The organism is Streptomyces sp. NBC_00376, from assembly GCF_036077095.1.
GTDB lineage: Bacteria > Actinomycetota > Actinomycetes > Streptomycetales > Streptomycetaceae > Streptomyces.
In genome coordinates, this window is the sequence record NZ_CP107960.1 from 852,500 (window position 1) to 869,143 (window position 16,644).

16 protein-coding genes are annotated in these 16,644 nt (G+C 71.3%); 4 read left to right on the top strand and 12 right to left on the bottom strand.

The window, feature by feature from the left end; translation table 11 throughout:
* The first annotated feature begins 15 nt into the window (after positions 1-15).
* Positions 16-1,458: an amino acid permease gene (locus OG842_RS04005; protein WP_266727479.1), complete on the top strand. Its 1,443-nt coding sequence runs from the start codon at positions 16-18 to the stop codon at positions 1,456-1,458.
* 178 nt (positions 1,459-1,636) lie between these two features.
* Positions 1,637-2,206: a sigma-70 family RNA polymerase sigma factor gene (locus OG842_RS04010; RefSeq protein WP_266727481.1), complete on the top strand. Its 570-nt coding sequence runs from the start codon at positions 1,637-1,639 to the stop codon at positions 2,204-2,206.
* On the opposite strand, the gene OG842_RS04015 is transcribed toward OG842_RS04010, so the two are convergent.
* Positions 2,140-2,337, bottom strand: a complete 198-nt coding sequence (locus OG842_RS04015; protein WP_266727483.1) for a zf-HC2 domain-containing protein — start codon at positions 2,335-2,337, stop codon at positions 2,140-2,142. The two genes, OG842_RS04010 and OG842_RS04015, sit on opposite strands and share 67 nt — an antisense overlap.
* A gap of 125 nt (positions 2,338-2,462) precedes the next feature.
* Between OG842_RS04015 and OG842_RS04020 the strand changes: the two genes are divergently transcribed.
* Positions 2,463-2,981: a hypothetical protein gene (locus OG842_RS04020; RefSeq protein ID WP_266727485.1), complete on the top strand. Its 519-nt coding sequence runs from the start codon at positions 2,463-2,465 to the stop codon at positions 2,979-2,981.
* Positions 2,982-3,000: 19 nt separating this feature from the next.
* Here the strand turns inward: OG842_RS04020 and OG842_RS04025 are convergent, their stop codons facing one another.
* The 10 genes from OG842_RS04025 to OG842_RS04070 all read right to left on the bottom strand — a co-directional run bounded on the left by OG842_RS04025 (position 3,001) and on the right by OG842_RS04070 (position 13,831).
* Complete coding sequence (locus OG842_RS04025) at positions 3,001-4,191, bottom strand: sensor histidine kinase (protein ID WP_266727487.1); 1,191 nt, start codon at positions 4,189-4,191, stop codon at positions 3,001-3,003.
* The gene (locus OG842_RS04030) at positions 4,188-5,669 is read right to left on the bottom strand and encodes a sodium/solute symporter (RefSeq protein WP_266727489.1); all 1,482 of its coding nucleotides are present in this window, start codon (positions 5,667-5,669) and stop codon (positions 4,188-4,190) included. Before OG842_RS04030 ends, OG842_RS04025 begins: the two co-directional genes overlap by 4 nt.
* Positions 5,666-6,028 (bottom strand): hypothetical protein, encoded by a 363-nt coding sequence (locus OG842_RS04035; RefSeq protein WP_266727491.1) that lies wholly within the window; start codon positions 6,026-6,028, stop codon positions 5,666-5,668. Before OG842_RS04035 ends, OG842_RS04030 begins: the two co-directional genes overlap by 4 nt.
* A 62-nt stretch (positions 6,029-6,090) precedes the next feature.
* Positions 6,091-6,843 carry a LytR/AlgR family response regulator transcription factor gene (locus tag OG842_RS04040; RefSeq protein WP_266727493.1) on the bottom strand — a complete coding sequence of 251 codons (753 nt, stop codon included), beginning with the start codon at positions 6,841-6,843 and terminating at the stop codon, positions 6,091-6,093.
* Between the two features lie 90 nt (positions 6,844-6,933).
* Positions 6,934-7,794 carry an Fpg/Nei family DNA glycosylase gene (locus OG842_RS04045; protein ID WP_266727495.1) on the bottom strand — a complete coding sequence of 287 codons (861 nt, stop codon included), beginning with the start codon at positions 7,792-7,794 and terminating at the stop codon, positions 6,934-6,936.
* Positions 7,795-7,900: 106 nt separating this feature from the next.
* On the bottom strand, positions 7,901-8,755 hold the full coding sequence (locus OG842_RS04050; protein ID WP_266727497.1) for an amidohydrolase family protein: 855 nt from the start codon (positions 8,753-8,755) through the stop codon (positions 7,901-7,903).
* Between the two features lies 1 nt (position 8,756).
* Complete coding sequence (locus OG842_RS04055; RefSeq protein WP_266727499.1) at positions 8,757-9,068, bottom strand: L-rhamnose mutarotase; 312 nt, start codon at positions 9,066-9,068, stop codon at positions 8,757-8,759.
* Position 9,069: 1 nt separating this feature from the next.
* Entirely contained in the window at positions 9,070-10,062 is a 993-nt protein-coding gene (locus OG842_RS04060; RefSeq protein ID WP_266727501.1) for an aldo/keto reductase, read from the bottom strand.
* Between the two features lie 173 nt (positions 10,063-10,235).
* Positions 10,236-11,624 (bottom strand): wax ester/triacylglycerol synthase family O-acyltransferase, encoded by a 1,389-nt coding sequence (locus OG842_RS04065; protein WP_266727503.1) that lies wholly within the window; start codon positions 11,622-11,624, stop codon positions 10,236-10,238.
* 140 nt (positions 11,625-11,764) lie between these two features.
* Complete coding sequence (locus OG842_RS04070) at positions 11,765-13,831, bottom strand: SpoIIE family protein phosphatase (protein ID WP_266727505.1); 2,067 nt, start codon at positions 13,829-13,831, stop codon at positions 11,765-11,767.
* 258 nt (positions 13,832-14,089) lie between these two features.
* On the opposite strand from OG842_RS04070, the gene OG842_RS04075 reads away from it, so the two are divergent.
* Positions 14,090-15,457: an FAD-dependent oxidoreductase gene (locus OG842_RS04075; protein ID WP_266727507.1), complete on the top strand. Its 1,368-nt coding sequence runs from the start codon at positions 14,090-14,092 to the stop codon at positions 15,455-15,457.
* A 100-nt stretch (positions 15,458-15,557) separates the two neighbouring features.
* Here OG842_RS04075 and OG842_RS04080 read toward each other — a convergent pair whose 3' ends face one another.
* Positions 15,558-16,610, bottom strand: coding sequence for a chitinase (locus OG842_RS04080; RefSeq protein WP_266727509.1), 1,053 nt, complete (start codon positions 16,608-16,610; stop codon positions 15,558-15,560).
* Positions 16,611-16,644 lie beyond the last annotated feature (34 nt).

Below are 16,644 nucleotides of genomic sequence, written 5' to 3' on the forward strand. Positions count from 1 at the left end.
GCGGAGAGGTGACTCATGGCAAGGCTCCGAGTGGGCGAGGGTGTGCTGCGCCGCAAGCCGATCGAGCGGATCGACGAAAAAGGGCCTGCGGGGGAAGCCACCACTCAGCTCACCAGAACGCTCGGGCTGTGGCAGCTCACGGCCATCGGCGTGGGCGGCATCATCGGCGCGGGCATCTTCACCCTCGCCGGCACGGTGGCGAACGGTACCGCCGGTCCCGCCGTCCTGGTCTCGTTCCTGATCGCGGGTGTGGCGAGTGCCGCGGCCGCGTTCAGCTACGCGGAGTTCGCGGGCCTCATCCCGAAGGCCGGCTCCGCCTACACCTACGGGTACGCGGTGCTCGGCGAGCTGGTGGGCTGGTTCATCGGCTGGGACCTGCTGCTGGAGTACACGGCGATCGTGGCGGTGGTCGCGATCGGCATCTCCGGCTACTTCAGCTTCCTGCTCGGGGAGATGGGGCTCGAAGTGCCGAAGTGGATGCTGGGCGCGCCCGGCACCGGCGACGGCCACAAGGTGGACCTGTTCGCCGCGCTGCTCTGTCTGCTCGTCGCGTACCTGCTCACCCTCGGCATCAAGAACGCGGCCCGCTTCGAGACGGTCGTGGTCGTCCTGAAGGTCCTCGTCGTCCTGCTGGTCATCGGCGTCGGTGTGTTCCACATCAACACCGCCAACTACACCCCGTTCTTCCCGTTCGGGATCAGCGGAGCCTTCACCGGTGCGGCCACGGTGTTCTTCGCGGTGTTCGGGTACGACGCCATGTCGACGGCGGCCGAGGAGTCCAAGGACGCCCAGCGCCACATGCCGAAGGCGATCCTGTACTCCCTCGGGATCTCCATGGTGCTCTACGTGGCGGCGTGCCTGGTACTGACGGGAATGCAGAGCTACAAGGACATCGACCCGGAGTCCGGGTTCTCCACGGCCTTCAAGTCGGTGGGGCTCGACCGGCTCGCCGATGTGATCGCGGTGGGCGCGATCATCGGCATCCTCACGGTGATGTTCACCTTCATGCTCGGCGTGACCCGGGTGTGGTTCTCGATGAGCCGTGACGGGCTGCTGCCGAAGTGGTTCGCCAAGACCCACCCGACCCGGCACGTGCCGACCCGGGTGACCTGGATCGTCGGTGGCGCCTCGGCCCTGATCGCCGGGTTCCTGCCGATCGGCGAGGCCGCCGAGCTGACCAACATCGGCATTCTGCTGGCGTTCGTCGTGGTGTGCATCGCGGTGATCGTGCTGCGCTACAAGCAGCCGGAGCTGCCGCGCACGTTCCGCACCCCCGGGATGCCGTTCGTCCCGGCGCTCGGGGTGGTGTTCTCGATCTGGCTGATCACCTTCCTCCAGTGGCAGACCTGGGTGCGTTTCGTGGTCTGGTTCCTGATCGGTCTGGTCATCTACTTCGGCTACTCGTACCGGAAGTCGAACATGGCGAACACCTCCGCAACGGGGACGGGGACGGGCTGATCGGGTGATCGGGCGCCGGCTGCCGGGCCGCCGCCCGACCGTTCACCGCACCATTCGCCGCACTGTGCGACCGCTCGTCGCACGAGGCCGCCCACCGCCTGTTCCTCGGCGCCCCGATGCGTTCGTATACGCCAGTCGGCAGCGAAGCCGCAGGGCCTCGGTGGAAAGGGCGTTCACGATGACCATCACGACGACCGATGAGCGGACCCTCGCGGATCTGCAGCGGGAACACGGGCCCGCCCTCCTGCATTTCCTGCTCGGTCTGACCTTCGGCGACCGGCAGCGCGCCGAGGACCTGCTCCAGGAGACCCTGGTCCGGGCCTGGCAGCATCCGGAGGCCTTCGACGCCCCGTACGACTCGATGAGGCCCTGGCTCTTCACGGTCGCGCGGCGGCTCGCGATCGACGCGCGCCGCTCCAGGCAGGCCCGGCCGACCGAGGTCGGCGACGCCGTGCTGGAGACCACCCCGGCCGGCGAGGACCCCGCCGACGCCACGGTCTCGGCACTCGACGTACGCGACGCGGTACGCACCCTCGGTCCGGAGCACCGCGCGGTCCTCGTCCAGATGTACTTCCGCGGGCTCACCGTGGACGAGACGGCCCGGGTTCTCGGCATTCCGGTGGGCACGGTCAAGTCGCGTTCCTACTACGCGCTGCGCCGGCTCTCCCACAACCTCCCCGGCTACTCCAGCAGGTCCTCCTCGCGCAGCAGGGCGAGCAGCGAGACGGCCTCCGCGGCCTCCACGTAGTCGGCGGCGCAGCGGTCGCAGGACTGCAGATGGCGGGAGACCGTGCGGGTCTCGCCCGCCGGGAGCGCGTCGAGTACGTAGGCGCCCAGCGCATGGCGCACGTGCGGGCCCTCCCCGGGATCGGCGGTCATCGCATCCTCGTGTCGTCGACGCATCCGGTGGTGACGGATCCTGTCCTTCTGGCCACGCGGGGCGCGCTCCCCCGGTTCAATGCTCCGTGAAGCGCGGTACCGAACAGAGAAAGAGGCGAGACGGGATGTGCCCGGAGCGTCAGGATGGAACCGGTGGGGCCGGGCTGCAGGTCCCGATGGCCTGGATGTACGCGGAGTACATCGCCGATGAACTGCTGCGGACCGGCGATCTGATGGAGCCGTCCACACTGGAGTACCGAGCGGGGCGCGATGCCCTCGCTCTCACCATATTCCTCTCGGACGGCGCGGTGGCCGATGCGCTGCCCGCGGCCCGGCTGGACGAGCTGCGCCTGCTGACGGCCTACGGAGCGACGTGGTGCGGCTGGGTCCGTGAGCGGCTGGACGCGCTCGACGCGGCCCCGGTGTCCGGCACGGCGGGCCCGGATCCCGATCTGGCCCTGGCCCGCGCGGCCTGGCGCTGGCTGGAGGAGACCGAGCTGCTCGCGGCCGACCTCGACGCCATCGCGCCGCCGCCCTGGGAGCCGGCGGGAGACGGGCCGGACGCGGAGGAGGCGGCCCAGGTGTGGACGCCGGCCTGGCAACTGGGGCTGCCGCTGGGGCATCTGGCGATCCATCTCCACTGACAGGGACCCGGTCGGCCGGTCAGGAACCGTGCACCCCGGCACGGTACTTCGGCAGTCGTACGGTGATCTTCATCCCGGCGCCGATGCCCGTCTCGATGACGAGGCCGTAGTCGTCCCCGTACACCTGGCGCAGCCGTTCGTCGACGTTGAGCAGCCCGATTCCGGTGGAGTGGCCGCCCTCGCCCCGCAGGATGTGGCGCAGGCGCTCCGGGTCCATTCCGGTGCCGTCGTCCTCGATGACGACCTCGGCCTCGGAGCCGGCGTCCAGGGCGCTGATGGTGATGCGGCTGGAGGTGACGGCCCCTTCGAGGCCGTGCTTGACGGCGTTCTCGACGAGCGGCTGGAGACAGAGGAACGGCAGGGCGACGGGCAGTACCTCGGGGGCGACCTGGAGGGTGACCAGGAGCCGTTCGCCGAAGCGGGCGCGTACCAGTGCCAGGTACTGGTCGATGGAGTGGAGTTCGTCGGCGAGGGTGGTGAAGTCGCCGTGGCTGCGGAACGAGTAGCGGGTGAAGTCGGCGAATTCCAGCAGGAGTTCGCGGGCCCGTTCCGGGTCCGTGCGGACGAACGAGGCTATGGCGGCGAGCGAGTTGAAGATGAAGTGCGGGGAGATCTGGGCCCGCAGCGCTCTGATCTCGGCCTCGATGAGCTGAGTGCGGGAGCGGTCGAGCTCGGCAAGTTCCAGCTGTACGCAGACCCAGCGGGCCACCTCTCCGGCGGCGCGCGCCAGCACCGCGGATTCGCGCGGGGCGTAGGCGATCAGGGTGCCCAGTACCCGGTTGTCGACGGTGAGCGGCACGGCGACGGCCCAGCGCAGCGGGCAGTCCAGGTCGTCGCAGTCGCTGCGGAAGGCGGTGTCCCGGCCGCTGGCGAGCAGGTCGCGCACCTGGTCCATGACGTGGCGGCCGTGGTGCTCGCCCTCGCCGTCCCAGACGAGGACCCGGTCGCGGTCGGTGAGGCAGAGCGCCTCCGTGCCGAGCAGGGAGCGCAGCCGGCGGGCGGACCTGCGGGCGCTCTCCTCGGTGAGCCCGGCGCGCAGCGGGGGCGCGGCGAGCGAGGCGGTGTGCAGGGTCTCGAAGGTGGCGTGCTCGACGGGGGTCCCGACGTCGCTGGTGCGCAGGGGCCGGGCGGTGCGGCGGCCGAGCAGGAAACCCGCGCCGAGCAGCAGCAGGGCGAGCAGGACGAGTGCGGCGTATCCGGCGCTCGTCATCGGTGCCTCCCCGACGTCAGTGCTTCGGGCAGGTGGAAGCGGGTCATGGCGGCGTTGGTGCCCGGGGGTATCCGGCCGGGGGTGGCGAGGGACACCAGGATCATCGCGAGGAAGCCGACCGGCACCGACCAGACTGCGGGCCAGGCGAGCAGGGAGTGCGGCCAGCCCGGCGGGCGGACCGCGCCGCTGACGGTGATGGCGACGGACAGGAACGCGGAGCCGCCGCCGAGCAGCAGTCCGGCGATGGCGCCGGGCGGGGTGAGCCGCCGCCACCAGATACCGAGGACCAGCAGCGGGCAGAAGGAGGATGCGGAGACGGCGAACGCCATGCCCACGGAGTCGGCCACCGGCACCCGGCTGACGATCAGCGAACCGGCCAGCGGTACGCACATGGCGAGGACGGTGGCCAGCCGGAAGTGCCGTACCCCGCGCGAGGGCAGGACGTCCTGGGTGATGACCCCGGCGACGGCCATGGTGAGCCCGGAGGCGGTCGACAGGAACGCGGCGAACGCGCCGCCCGCGATGAGCGCGCCGAGCAGGTCCCCGCCGAGTCCGCCGACGATCCGGCCGGGGAGCAGCAGCACGGCGGCGTCCGCGTCCCCGCCGTGGATCAGCTCGGGGGCGTACAGCCTGCCCAGGGCTCCGTAGACCGGGGGCAGCAGGTAGAACACGCCGATGAGGGCGAGGACGGCGACCGTGGTGCGCCGGGCGTCGCGGCCGTTGGGGCTGGTGTAGAAGCGGACCACGACGTGCGGCAGCCCCATGGTGCCGAGGAAGGTCGCGACGATCAGCCCGTAGGTGGCGTACAGCGGGTGGTCGGCGCGGAAGACGGAGAGCTGCTCGTCGAAGCTGACGCGGGGGCGCCCGTCGCCCTGCCAGGCGAGCACCAGGAAGATCGCGGGGACCAGGAGCGCGGTCAGTTTCAGCCAGTACTGGAAGACCTGGACGAAGGTGATGGAGCGCATGCCGCCCGCGGCGACGGCGATGACGACGACGGAAGCCACGAGCACGTCGCCGAGCCAGCCGGGCGCCCCGGTGAGGATCTTGAGCGTCAGCCCCGCGCCCTGGAGCTGCGGTACGAGGTAGAGCCAGCCCGCCGCGACCACGAAGACGCTGACCAGTCTGCGCACCTGCCGTGATTCCAGCCTTCCTTCGGCGAAGTCGGGCAGTGTGTACGCCCCCGAGCGGCGCAGTGGTGCGGCGACGAAGACCAGCAGCACCAGATAGCCCGCGGTGTAGCCGACCGGGTACCAGAGCATGTCCGGGCCGTGCACCAGCACCAGGCCGGCGATGCCGAGGAAGGAGGCGGCGGAGAGGTATTCGCCGCTGATGGCGGCGGCGTTGAGCCGGGGCCGTACGGTGCGCGAGGCGACGTAGAAGTCGGAGGTGGTGCGGGAGATGCGCAGTCCGAAGCCGCCGACGAGGACAGTCGCGAGGACGACGGCGGCGACCGCCGCCACCGCGTACGTACGGCTCACTGTGCGGGGCGGCCTTCCACGAGCCGGGCGAAGTCGCGTTCGTTGCGCTCGGCCCGTCGCACGTACCACCAGGCGATCAGGGTGAGCGGCGGGTAGGCGGCGAAGCCGAGGACCGCCCAGACGAGCGCGGCGCTGTGCAGGGCCTCGAAGACCAGCGGCAGCGTCCCGACGACCACGGCGAGGACGGTGAACGCGGTGAGCCCGGCCCGCAGTTGGCTGCGCATCAGCGAACGGACGTAGGCGCCGCCGAGCGCAGTCTGCTCGTCGATCTCCGACTGGGTGCGGTAGCGCGGCAGCGGGCGCACCCGCCGGGGCTCCCCCGTCACCACTTCGCGCCGGGGCGCTGGCTCTGCGGACATGGGCCCGGAGTGTATGCGGCGCCGGACCGCCGTGGGAAGGGCCGGATCCTGGTCGGCGCTGGTCAGCGGCCGGTCTGGCGCATCAGCAGATCACGCAGCGCCCGCGTGTGGCGGCGGCTCACCGCGAGCTCCGCGGTGCCGATGCGGACGCTCATGCTGCCCGCGTCGAGGCGGAGTTCGTCGATCCGGCCCAGGGCGACGAGGTGGCGCCGGTGGATGCGCACGAAGCCCCGGGAGCGCCAGCGCTCCTCCAGTGTGGTGAGGGGGACGCGGACGAGGTGGCTGCCGGTGGCGGTGTGCAGCCGGGCGTAGTCGCCCTGAGCCTCGGCGTAGGCGATGTCGTCGATCGGGACGAACCGGATGACTCCGCCGAGCTCCACCGGGATCTGGTCGCCCGCGGTGTCGAGCACGGGCGCGGAGCGGTCGCCCACCTGTTCGGCGACCCGGCGCACCGCCTCGGCCAGCCGCTCGCGGCGTACGGGTTTGAGGACGTAGTCGACGGCCTTCAGGTCGAACGCCTGGACGGCGAAGCCCTCGTGGGCGGTGACGAAGACGATGAGGGGAGGCGCGGCGAAGCCGGCCAGCAGCTGGGCGACGTCGAGACCGGTGAGGCCCGCCATGTGGATGTCCAGGAACACGACGTCGATGGCGGCCGGGTCGTCCGGGCCCGCCTCGACGGCGGCGCCGATGCGGCGCAGCGCCTCGGTGGCCCCGGTGGCCCCCTCGGCGCTGCGGATCCGGGGATCGGCGCGCAGGAGGTACAGGAGTTCCTCCAGGGCGGGTTCTTCGTCGTCGACGGCGAGTACGCGCAGCATGGGCCGGAGTGTAGAGCGCGCACGGGGGTGCGGGGCCTGGTGATTCACCGCTTCTTCGCGTACCGGCCCGCCCGCGCACCCCGCGGCGGGTCATTTCAGCAGCCTGGACAGGCGGCGGTCGGCCAGCGGCTTGCCGCCGGTCTGGCAGGTCGGGCAGTACTGGAGCGAGGAGTCGCTGAACGACACCTCGCGGATGGTGTCCCCGCAGACCGGGCAGGGCTCGCCGGTGCGCCCGTGGACCCGCATCCCGCTCTTCTTCTCGGCCTTGAGCCTCCCGGCCGCGAGTCCGCTGGAGCGGGCCACCGCGTCCTGGAGGGTGGTGCGCATCGCCGTGTGGAGCGCGGTGATCTGCTCGTCGGTGAGGTTCGCGGTGAGCAGGTACGGCGACATCTTCGCGACGTGCAGGATCTCGTCGCTGTATGCGTTGCCGATGCCGGCGATCAGCGACTGGTCGCGCAGCGCGCCCTTGATCCGGCGGCGTTCCCCGGCGAGCAGCGCGGCGAACGCGTCGCGGTCGAAGGAGTCGGCGAGGGGGTCGGGGCCCAGCCGGGCGATGCCCGGCACCTGGGCCGGGTCGTGCACCAGGTACACGGCGAGGCGCTTGGTGGTGCCCGCCTCGGTGAGGTCGAAGCCGTCGCCGCCGGTCAGCACGGTGCGCAGCGCCAGGGGCCCCTTGCCGGGGCGCGGCGGATCGGCGGGGAAGGCGTCCTTCCAGCGCAGCCAGCCGGTCCGCGCGAGATGGGTGATCAGGTGCAGCGGCCCGGCGCCGATGTCCAGGAACTTGCCGTGCCGGGCGATGCCGGTGACCGCACCACCGTGAAGGGCGGACAGCGGCGGGTCGTACGTCTTGAGGACGCTCACGTTGAGCGGCAGGACTCGGTCGATCTCCTTGCCGACCAGGTGGTCGTCGAGGAAGACCCGCAGGGCTTCGACTTCCGGCAGTTCGGGCATGGTCCCAGCCTGCCAAAAGCGTCGGTCCGGTGCCTGTCGGAGGCCGTGGACGCGCTCGGCCGTGGTGGCTCTCAGAGGCCGTGGACCCGCTCGGCCGTGGTGGCTCTCAGAGGCCGTAGACCCGCTCGGCCGTGGTGGCGAGGACCCGGGCCCGTTCGTCCCCGGTGAGGGCGTCGGTCAGGGTGCGTGCCGTGTCGACGACCTCCTCGTACGTCGCCGCGAGCCGGCACACGGGCCAGTCCGAGCCGAACATCAGCCGGTCGGGGCCGAAGGCGTCGAGGACGGTGTCGGCGTACGGGCGCAGGTCGCGCACGCTCCAGGAGCGCACATCGGCCTCGGTGACCAGGCCGGAGAGTTTGCAGACGGTGTTGGGGCGGGCGGCCAGCGCCCTGATGTCGTCCGCCCAGGGGCTCAACTCACCTGCGGCGACGGGAGGCTTGCCGGCGTGGTCGAGCACGAAGGCCAGCTCGGGCAGCAGCGCCGCCACCTGGACGGTGGCGGGCAGTTGGCGGGCCTGTACGACGAGATCGTAGACGAGCCCGGCGTCGGCGACGGCACGCAGTCCGCGCAGGACCTCGGGGCGCAGCAGCCAGCCGGGGTCGGGCTCGCCCTGGACCTGGTGGCGGATGCCGACGAGCCGGTCACCGCCGGGCAGTTCACGCAAGTGGGCCAGGGTGTCGGCGACGTCCGGCGCCGTGAGGTCGCACCAGCCGACGACGCCCGCGACGAGGTCGTTGTCGTGGGCGAGTGCCAGGAACTCGGGGGTCTCCGCCGCGACGGTTACGGTCTGGACGAGGACGGTGGCGCGCACCCCGGCGGCGCGCGCCTCGGGTTCCAGGTCGGCCAGGGTGAAGTTCCGCCGGAGCGGGGCGAGTTCTTCGCCGGTGATCCAGTCCTGGTCGCGTACCGAGAGGTCCCACACATGGTGGTGGGCGTCGACGATCCGTTCCTGACCGGTCATGTCACAGCTCCCAGGCGACCGGGAGCCCGGCTGCGGCGCCGTCGGCCGAGTAGTCGTGCGCGACGTCGAGCAGTTCGTCCATCCTGGCCTGCCAGGCGATGTTGACGGGGAGCTGCTCCAGCTCGGCGAGGAGTGCGGCGTAGTCCTCGCAGTCGATGACGTGGAAGAGGTCGGTGCCGCTGCGCCAGATCGTCCAGGACGTGGCGCCCGCCGCGCGGATCGCGGCGGTGAGCTCCGCCGGGACCTCGCGGTGCGCGGCCTCGTACTCCTCGATGCGGTCGGCGCGGACCTTGGTGTGCAGGGCGATTCTCATGTCAGTGTCCGTTCTCGGTCAGCAGGCCCTCGGCGCGCAGCTCGTCCCAGAGCTCGTCCGGGATCTCGCGGCGGAGCAGGGCGGCGGCGTCGCGCACCTCGTCCGGGGAGCGGGTGCCCACGAGGACCGTGGCGACGGCCGGGTGGGCGAGCGGGTAGTGGAGGGCGGCGGCCCGCAGCGGGACGCCGTGGCCCTCCGTGACGGCCTTGATCCGCAGGGCCCGGTCCAGGAGGGTGAGGGGCGCGGCCGTGTAGTCGTACGTGGCGCCGGGGCGCGGGTCTGCGAGCAGCCCGGAGTTGAAGACCCCGCCGACGACCACGCTGCGGCCCCGGGCGGCCGCCTCGGGCAGCAGCTCGTCGAGCGCGGACTGGTCGAGGAGGGTGTAGCGCCCGGCGCAGAGCACCACGTCGACGTCGGTGTCGCGCAGGAACCGGGTCAGCATCGCGGTCTGGTTCATCCCGGCGCCGATGGCGCCGACGACGCCCTGGGCGCGCAGCCTCTCCAGTGCCGGGTACGCCTCGTCGAACGCGGCCCGCGCGTGGTCGTCGGGGTCGTGCAGATAGGCGATGTCGATACGGTCGAGCCCGAGTCGCTCCAGGCTGTCCTCGATGCTGCGGCGTACGCCGTCGGCGCTGAAGTCCCAGCGTCGGCGGTGGGTGGCGGGTACGGCGAAGCCCTCGGAGAGGCCGTCGGCGTTGTAGCCGGAGCCGGTGGCGTCGGCGGGCAGCGGGTCGAGCACCCGCCCCACCTTGGTGGACAGCACGTACGAGTCGCGGGGCCGGGAGCGCAGGGCCTCGCCCAGCCGCCGTTCGGAGAGGCCGAGTCCGTAGTGCGGCGCGGTGTCGAAGTAGCGGACGCCCTCGTCCCAGGCGGCGTCGACCGCGGCGGCCGCCCGTGCCGGGTCGACGGCGGTGAAGAGATTGCCGATGGCCGCCGCCCCGAAGGACAGCTCGGTGACCTCGACCGCGCTGCTTCCCAGCCTGTTGCGCCGCATGCTTCCGCCGCCCTCCCCGATGATCGCTTCCTGCACACAGCGAATATTCATCGGATCACTTGGGCACGTCAACACCTCAGCGGCCACTGATTGTGGCACTTTCCTGGATACCTGTCCGATCTATGACCGATCGGGGGCAACGTTTCCGTGGCCGGTCCCGGGCGGGCGTCAACTCAGTGCGTCGGCAGCAACGCGAGCAGCTCGGCCAGCTCGTCGTCGGCACAGCGTGCCACCCTGTCCAGATCGGGCAGCGCCTTGCCGTCGGCGACCAGGCCTACCCGCACCCGACCGCCGTACGTGGACAGCGCGACGGCGAGGGACTGGCCGCGGGCGAGCGGCGCCATCGGGTAGACGGCGCGCAGCGGGCAGCCGCCGAGCGAGAGCGCCGAGCGCGGCAGGGGCACGCTGGTGACCAGGACGTCGAAGAGCATCCTGGCGGCGTTCCCGGCGATCGGCGCACCGAAGCGGTGGGCCAGCGAGGGAAGTTGGTCGGCGAGCACGGCGACCGCGCCGGCGCCGCGGAAGGGACCCGCGGCCTTGTTGCGGTCCATGGCGGCGCGGACGACGGCGAGCCGCCGCCACGGGTCGGGTTCGCCGACCGGGAGCCCGAGCAGATAGGCGGAGAGCTTGTTCCCGGTCGCCGCGGCCTGGCCCGGCCTGCGCCGGGAGACCGGCACCAGGGCACGCGGGTCCTCGACGGGCAGTGGTTCGCCGCGCTCGCGCATCCAGCGGCGCAGCGCCCCGGCGACGATCGCGAGCAGGACGTCGTTGGTCGTGCCGCCCGCGGCGCGGCGGATCCGCTGGACGGCTTCGAGGTCCAGGTCCGCGGTGGCCAGCCGCCGGGTGCCGCTGGAGCTCGCGGTGAGCGCGGGCGTGCCGCGCGGATCGAGGCGGCTGGCCCGCACCATGGAGGCACCGACGCCGAACGCCCGCCCGAGATCCTCGATCCGGCCGAGCGCGAAACCGGCGACCTGGCGCGGGCCGGGCATCCAGGAGCGGGGCGGTACGGCGCGCGCCCGGCCGGCGGGGGTTCCGGCGCGGGTCCGGCCGACGGCGGCGATCTCGTCGAAGATCCCGGCGCCGATGGCGACCGCGCGCATGCCGTCGGCCAGCGCGTGGTGGAGTTTGACGAGCACCGCGAAGGGGCCGCCGTCGGCGCCGCCGATCACGTACATCTGCCAGGGCGGCAGCCCCCGTTCGAGCGGCCGCTCCATCAGTTCACCGGCGAGCCGGGTGGCACCCGCCATGAAACCGCCGTCCTCGTCCCGCGCCTCCGCACCGGTCAGCCACACCCGCCCGATGTGCCGGTGGACGTCGAAGTCCTTGTCGACGAACCAGGCCGCACCGCCGACGGGCAGCAGTACGTCCCTGACCCGCATCCGCAGCCGGGGAATGGCGGCGGCGCGTGCGCCCAGCAGTTCGAGCACGGTCACCGCGTCGGCGCCGTGCGCCGGGCCGGGGGCCGGGGAGAAGACGGCGAGCGCGCCGAGGTGCATCGGGTGGGCATCGGATTCGAGGTGCCAGAAGGCAAGATCGAGGGGGGCCAGCAGCTCAGTTCCCAACGGATCCTCATGTTGTCGAAGACAAGGACTGACGGAGTCGCCAAAGACTTGTGGAGTCGCAGTCAATCGCTCGTGATCGGTTACGGTCAAGTACAGACATGTTACGTTCCGTTACTATCAGGTAAAGAAGTGCGTTTCTGTCACTCGTGTGCCGGGATGACGAATTCGCACCAGACACACTTGCCACTGCCCCGGGACTCCACGCCCCACAGGTCCGCCAGCCGGTCCACCAGCATCAGCCCCCTCCCGGACACCCCGGCCTCCCCCGCGTCCCGGCGTCTGGGCAGCGCGCTGGAGCGGTCCTCGACGTCGACCCGCAGCCGCCGCTCGGGGCCGGTGAGCACCCGGATGGTGACGATGGCCCCGCCGTCGGTGTGCATGAGCGCGTTGGTGATCAGCTCGTCGGCGGCCAGCTCGACCTCGTCGGCGCGCGCCTTGGCGCCCCAGGCCCGCACCGCTGCTCGGATCATGTGGCGCGCGGAGCTCAGCGCCTCCGGGTCGCTCTGCGCGACGTGCTGCTGGAGGCGGCCGCCGGGCTGGGGCGCGTGGGCGGCCTTGCGGCGCAGCATCAGGACGGCGACGTCGTCCTCGCCGCCGCGCTCGTCGACCTCCTCGCAGAGCCGGTCGGCCAGCCGCTGGAGGTCCCGCGGACCGTTGCGCACCATGGCCGTCAGCAGCTGGATGCCCTCGTCGAGATCGGCGCCCGGCATCTCCACCAGCCCGTCGGTGAACATCACCAGGGTCTGGCCGGGGTCCAGCTCCACGGTGCTGACCGGGTATTCGAGCCGCCCGAACTCGGCCGAGAGCCCCAGCGGCAGCCCGCCCTCCGCGGGAAGCCTGCGGCAGCTGCCGTCGCTCTCGCGCACCAGCGGGTCGACATGGCCGGCCCGGACCAGTTGCACCACCCCGGTCGTCAGATCGGCCTCGGCGTAGGTGCAGGTCGCGAAGCGGTCCGTGTCCAGCTCGTGCAGGAAGACCGAGGCCCGCGCCATCACGGTGGCGGGGCTGTGCCCCTCGGCCGCGTAGGCGCGCAGCACGATGCGCAGCTGCCCCATGACGGCCGCCGCGTGGGTGTCGTGGCCCTGCACATCCCCGATGACGGCCCCGACCCGGCCGCCGGGCAGCGGAATGACGTCGTACCAGTCGCCCCCGATGTCCCGGCCCAACCGGGCCGAGCGGTACCGGACGGCGATCTGCGCCCCCGGCACGTCCGGGATCCTGCGCGGCAGCATGGCCTGCTGGAGGCCCTCGGCGAGGTCGTGTTCCTGCTCGTACAGCATGGCCCGTTGCAGGCTCTGCGCGATGGAGCTGCCGAGCGCGACCAGCAGATTGCGTTCGTCGCCGGTGAAGCCGTCCTTGTCGCTGTAGAGCAGGCCGAGCGCGCCGATGGGGCGGGCCTGGGCGATCAGCGGCAGATAGGCGGCCGAGGTGATGCCGAGGTGGCTGATGTGGGGCCACAGGATCGGGTAGGAGGTGGCGAAGTCGGTGGCGGACTCGATGAAGCGGGGGGTGAGAGTGCGCACGACCTCGCTCATCGGGTACTGCTCGTCCGTCCGGGTGTACCGGGTGCCGGGCACGAAGGAGTCCTCCGGTCCGTCGGCCACCAGATGGATGCGTCCGGCCTCTATCAGCCCCATGACCAGGCTGGTCGCGCCGAGATGCGCCAGCCCCTGGGAGTTCTTCAGCACTTCGATGACGTCGCCGACGGTGCGGGCGTGGGCCAGCGCGGCCGTGGTGCCGTCCACCAGGCTGGTGCGGCGGCGCCGCTCCGTGTCCAGTTCGCGACGGGCGGTGGAGTCGACCAGCTCCTGGGTCGCGTCGCGGACGATGCCGATGATGCGGTGCGGGCGGCCGGTGCCGTCCCGCCGGATGAAGCCCTGGGTGTGGGTCCAGCGGAGGCTGCCGTCGCGCCGCCTGATCCTGAAGTACGCCCCGTAATTGCTCTGCCCCCGCTTGAGCGCCTGCGCGACCATGGCGTCGAGCCGGACACCCTCGTCCGGCGGCACCCGCAGCCCCAGCGTCTCCGGCCGGTTGTCGTACTCCTCCACCCTCAGGTCGAACACGTCGAGCGCGGGCCGGTCCATGTGCATGAGGCCGCTGTCCAGGTCCCAGTCGAAGCTGCCCATACGGTTCAGGGCGAGGCTGAGATCCGGGTGGGCGGGCCAGTCGTCCGGGAGTGACAGGGCACCCGCTACCCGATCATCCATGTGGGTCACTCTGCCATCATTTGTCCGATTCTTCGAGCGAACCCCGCACGGCCGGGCGAATCCCGCGCTCGCGCCACCCGAGTGCACTTCACGCCATTTCGAGCACCGCACGGAGGGGCCGGACGTCTCGTAGGGCGAACCGCCCCGAGGCCGCGGACCGGCAACGGATACGGTGTTCCGTGGAGCACGGTAAGCCCAGCCTTACCTTTACCCTGAGCTGCACTGCCCGCATCAGCACGTTCTAAGGACCAGCACCTGATGACCCGCCCCGTCCGCGTCGCCATAGTCGGAGCCGGCCCCGCCGGCATCTACGCAGCGGACGCGCTGCTGAAATCCGAGGCCGCCCAGGAACCGGGTGTTTCGATCGACCTGTTCGAGCGGATGCCCGCCCCCTTCGGCCTGATCCGTTACGGAGTGGCCCCGGACCACCCGCGGATCAAGGGCATTGTCCAGGCACTCCACCAGGTTCTCGACAAGCCGCAGCTCCGGCTGTTCGGCAACGTCGACTACCCCAACGACATCGACCTGGACGATCTGCGGTCCTTCTACGACGCCGTGATCTTCTCCACCGGCGCCGACGCGGACCGCGCGCTCGACATCCCCGGCAGCACCCTGGACGGTTCCCACGGCGCCGCCGACTTCGTCTCCTGGTACGACGGCCACCCCGACGTCGCCCGCACCTGGCCGCTGAAGGCGGAGAAGGTGGCCGTCCTCGGCGTGGGCAACGTGGCCCTGGACGTGGCCCGCATCCTCGCCAAGACCGCGGACGAGCTGCTGCCGACCGAGATCCCCGCCAACGTCTACGACGGCCTCAAGGCCAACAAGGCCCTCGAAGTGCACGTCTTCGGACGCCGGGGCCCCGCGCAGGCCAAGTTCAGCCCGATGGAGCTGCGGGAGCTGGACCACTCGCCGAACATCGAGGTCATCGTCAACCCCGAGGACATCGAGTACGACGCGGGTTCGATCGAGACCCGGCGGAGCAACAAGCAGGCCAACATGGTCGCCTCCACGCTGGAGAACTGGGCCATCCGCGATGTCGGCGACCGGCCGCACAAGCTGTTCCTGCACTTCTTCGAGTCCCCGGTGGAGATCCTCGGCGAGGACGGCCGGGTCGTCGGCCTGCGCACCGAGCGCACCGAACTGGACGGCACCGGCAACGTCAAGGGCACCGGTGACTTCACCGACTGGGACGTGCAGAGCGTCTACCGCGCGGTCGGCTACTACTCGCAGGAACTCCCGAAGCTCCCGTTCGACGTGATCTCCGGCACAGTCCCGCACGCCGCCGGACGCGTCGTCGACGGCGGGGAGCACATGCCCTCGGTCTACGTCACGGGCTGGATCAAGCGCGGCCCGATCGGCCTGATCGGCCACACCAAGGGCGACGCCAACGAGACCGTGGCCTGCCTGCTGGAGGACCAGGCCGAGGGCCGGCTGCCCGCGCCGGTCCGGCCCGAGCCGGAGGCCGTCACCGCCTTCCTGGAGGAGCGCGGCGTCCGTTACACCACCCGCGAGGGCTGGTACCGCCTGGACGCGCACGAGAAGGCCCTGGGCGAGGAGCAGGGCCGCGAGCGGATCAAGGTCGTGGAGCGCGAAGCCATGCTGGACGCCTCCGAGCCCCGTTCCTGACCGCACGGCGTACCGGCCGGCCGATGTCACGGCCGGCCGGAAGGGCGGCTCCGTCCACCTCGACGGAGCCGCCCGGTCGCACAGGGGGTGCCGCGGCGCCTCAGCGGCCCTGCAGTGACTTGACGTTGTCGCCGAAGGTCCAGCCCTTCGAGCCGTCCCAGTTGAGCGACCAGGTCATCAGGCCCTTGAGGGCGTTGCCGTAGTGGTTCCAGGCCTGTGACACCTGGCCGGTCGTCATGTGACCGCCACCCGCGCCCGGCTGGGCCGGCAGCCCCGGAACCTGCTTGTCGTACGGGACCTTGATGGTGGTGCCCTGGATGACGAGCCCCTTGTCCAGACAGTCGGTCTGGGCCTTGAACCCCTCGACCGTGCCAGCGGAGTACGAGTCCCCGGCGCACCCGTACATGCTGCCGTTGTAGTACTGCATGTTCAGCCACCACAGACGCCCGTTGTCCGCGTACTTCTTCACGATGGGCAGGTACGCGCCCCAGATCGAGCCGTAGGTGATGCTCCCGCCGGTGACATAGGCCGTCTCCGGCGCCATCGTCAGCCCGAAGTTCGAGGGCATCCGCGCGAGCACGCCGTCGATGATGCGGATGAGGTTGGACTGCGAGGCCGACAGCTGGTTGATGTTGCCGCTGCCGGTCAGGCCGGTCTCGATGTCGATGTCGATGCCGTCGAAGTTGTACTTCTTCAGGATCGGCACGATCGTCTCGACGAACCGGTCGGCGACGGCGGTGGAGTTGAGGTCGATGCCGGCGGCCGCGCCGCCGATGGACATCAGGGTGGTGAGTCCGGACTCCTTCGCCCGGCACATCTCGGCCGGGGTCGGGACCTTCACGGTGAAGTCCATCCCGTCCTCCCACAGGACGGTGCCGTCCGAGAGGATGACCGGGAAGGCCGCGTTGATCACGTTGTAGCCGTGCTGCGCGATCCGGCCGTCGGTGACCGGTATCCAGCCGAGCGGCGGGTGCACCCCGTTGGAGGCGCCGTCCCAGTTCTCCCAGTACCCCTGGAGAACCTTTCCGGAGGGCTTCGACTTGACCGCGCAGGTCTCGTCCTGCGCGACGCTCGACTCCGCACCCACCAGCAGCTGTACGACACATGCCGCCGCGAGGCCGACCCCCAGCAGGCGCGATGTCCGACCGAACATGCTCAGTTCCCTTCCTGTCGCGGCCGGCGCCGCC

What these genes read in the sequence shown, in the direction of transcription:
- OG842_RS04005 (WP_266727479.1), top strand. Translation starts at nt 16, where the DNA reads ATGGCAAGGCTCCGAGTGGGCGAGGGTGTGCTGCGCCGCAAGCCGATC.
- OG842_RS04010 (WP_266727481.1), top strand. Translation starts at nt 1,637, where the DNA reads ATGACCATCACGACGACCGATGAGCGGACCCTCGCGGATCTGCAGCGG.
- OG842_RS04015 (WP_266727483.1), bottom strand. Translation starts at nt 2,337, where the DNA reads ATGACCGCCGATCCCGGGGAGGGCCCGCACGTGCGCCATGCGCTGGGC.
- OG842_RS04020 (WP_266727485.1), top strand. Translation starts at nt 2,463, where the DNA reads ATGTGCCCGGAGCGTCAGGATGGAACCGGTGGGGCCGGGCTGCAGGTC.
- OG842_RS04025 (WP_266727487.1), bottom strand. Translation starts at nt 4,191, where the DNA reads ATGACGAGCGCCGGATACGCCGCACTCGTCCTGCTCGCCCTGCTGCTG.
- OG842_RS04035 (WP_266727491.1), bottom strand. Translation starts at nt 6,028, where the DNA reads ATGTCCGCAGAGCCAGCGCCCCGGCGCGAAGTGGTGACGGGGGAGCCC.
- OG842_RS04040 (WP_266727493.1), bottom strand. Translation starts at nt 6,843, where the DNA reads ATGCTGCGCGTACTCGCCGTCGACGACGAAGAACCCGCCCTGGAGGAA.
- OG842_RS04045 (WP_266727495.1), bottom strand. Translation starts at nt 7,794, where the DNA reads ATGCCCGAACTGCCGGAAGTCGAAGCCCTGCGGGTCTTCCTCGACGAC.
- OG842_RS04050 (WP_266727497.1), bottom strand. Translation starts at nt 8,755, where the DNA reads ATGACCGGTCAGGAACGGATCGTCGACGCCCACCACCATGTGTGGGAC.
- OG842_RS04055 (WP_266727499.1), bottom strand. Translation starts at nt 9,068, where the DNA reads ATGAGAATCGCCCTGCACACCAAGGTCCGCGCCGACCGCATCGAGGAG.
- OG842_RS04060 (WP_266727501.1), bottom strand. Translation starts at nt 10,062, where the DNA reads ATGCGGCGCAACAGGCTGGGAAGCAGCGCGGTCGAGGTCACCGAGCTG.
- OG842_RS04070 (WP_266727505.1), bottom strand. Translation starts at nt 13,831, where the DNA reads ATGGATGATCGGGTAGCGGGTGCCCTGTCACTCCCGGACGACTGGCCC.
- OG842_RS04075 (WP_266727507.1), top strand. Translation starts at nt 14,090, where the DNA reads ATGACCCGCCCCGTCCGCGTCGCCATAGTCGGAGCCGGCCCCGCCGGC.
- OG842_RS04080 (WP_266727509.1), bottom strand. Translation starts at nt 16,610, where the DNA reads ATGTTCGGTCGGACATCGCGCCTGCTGGGGGTCGGCCTCGCGGCGGCA.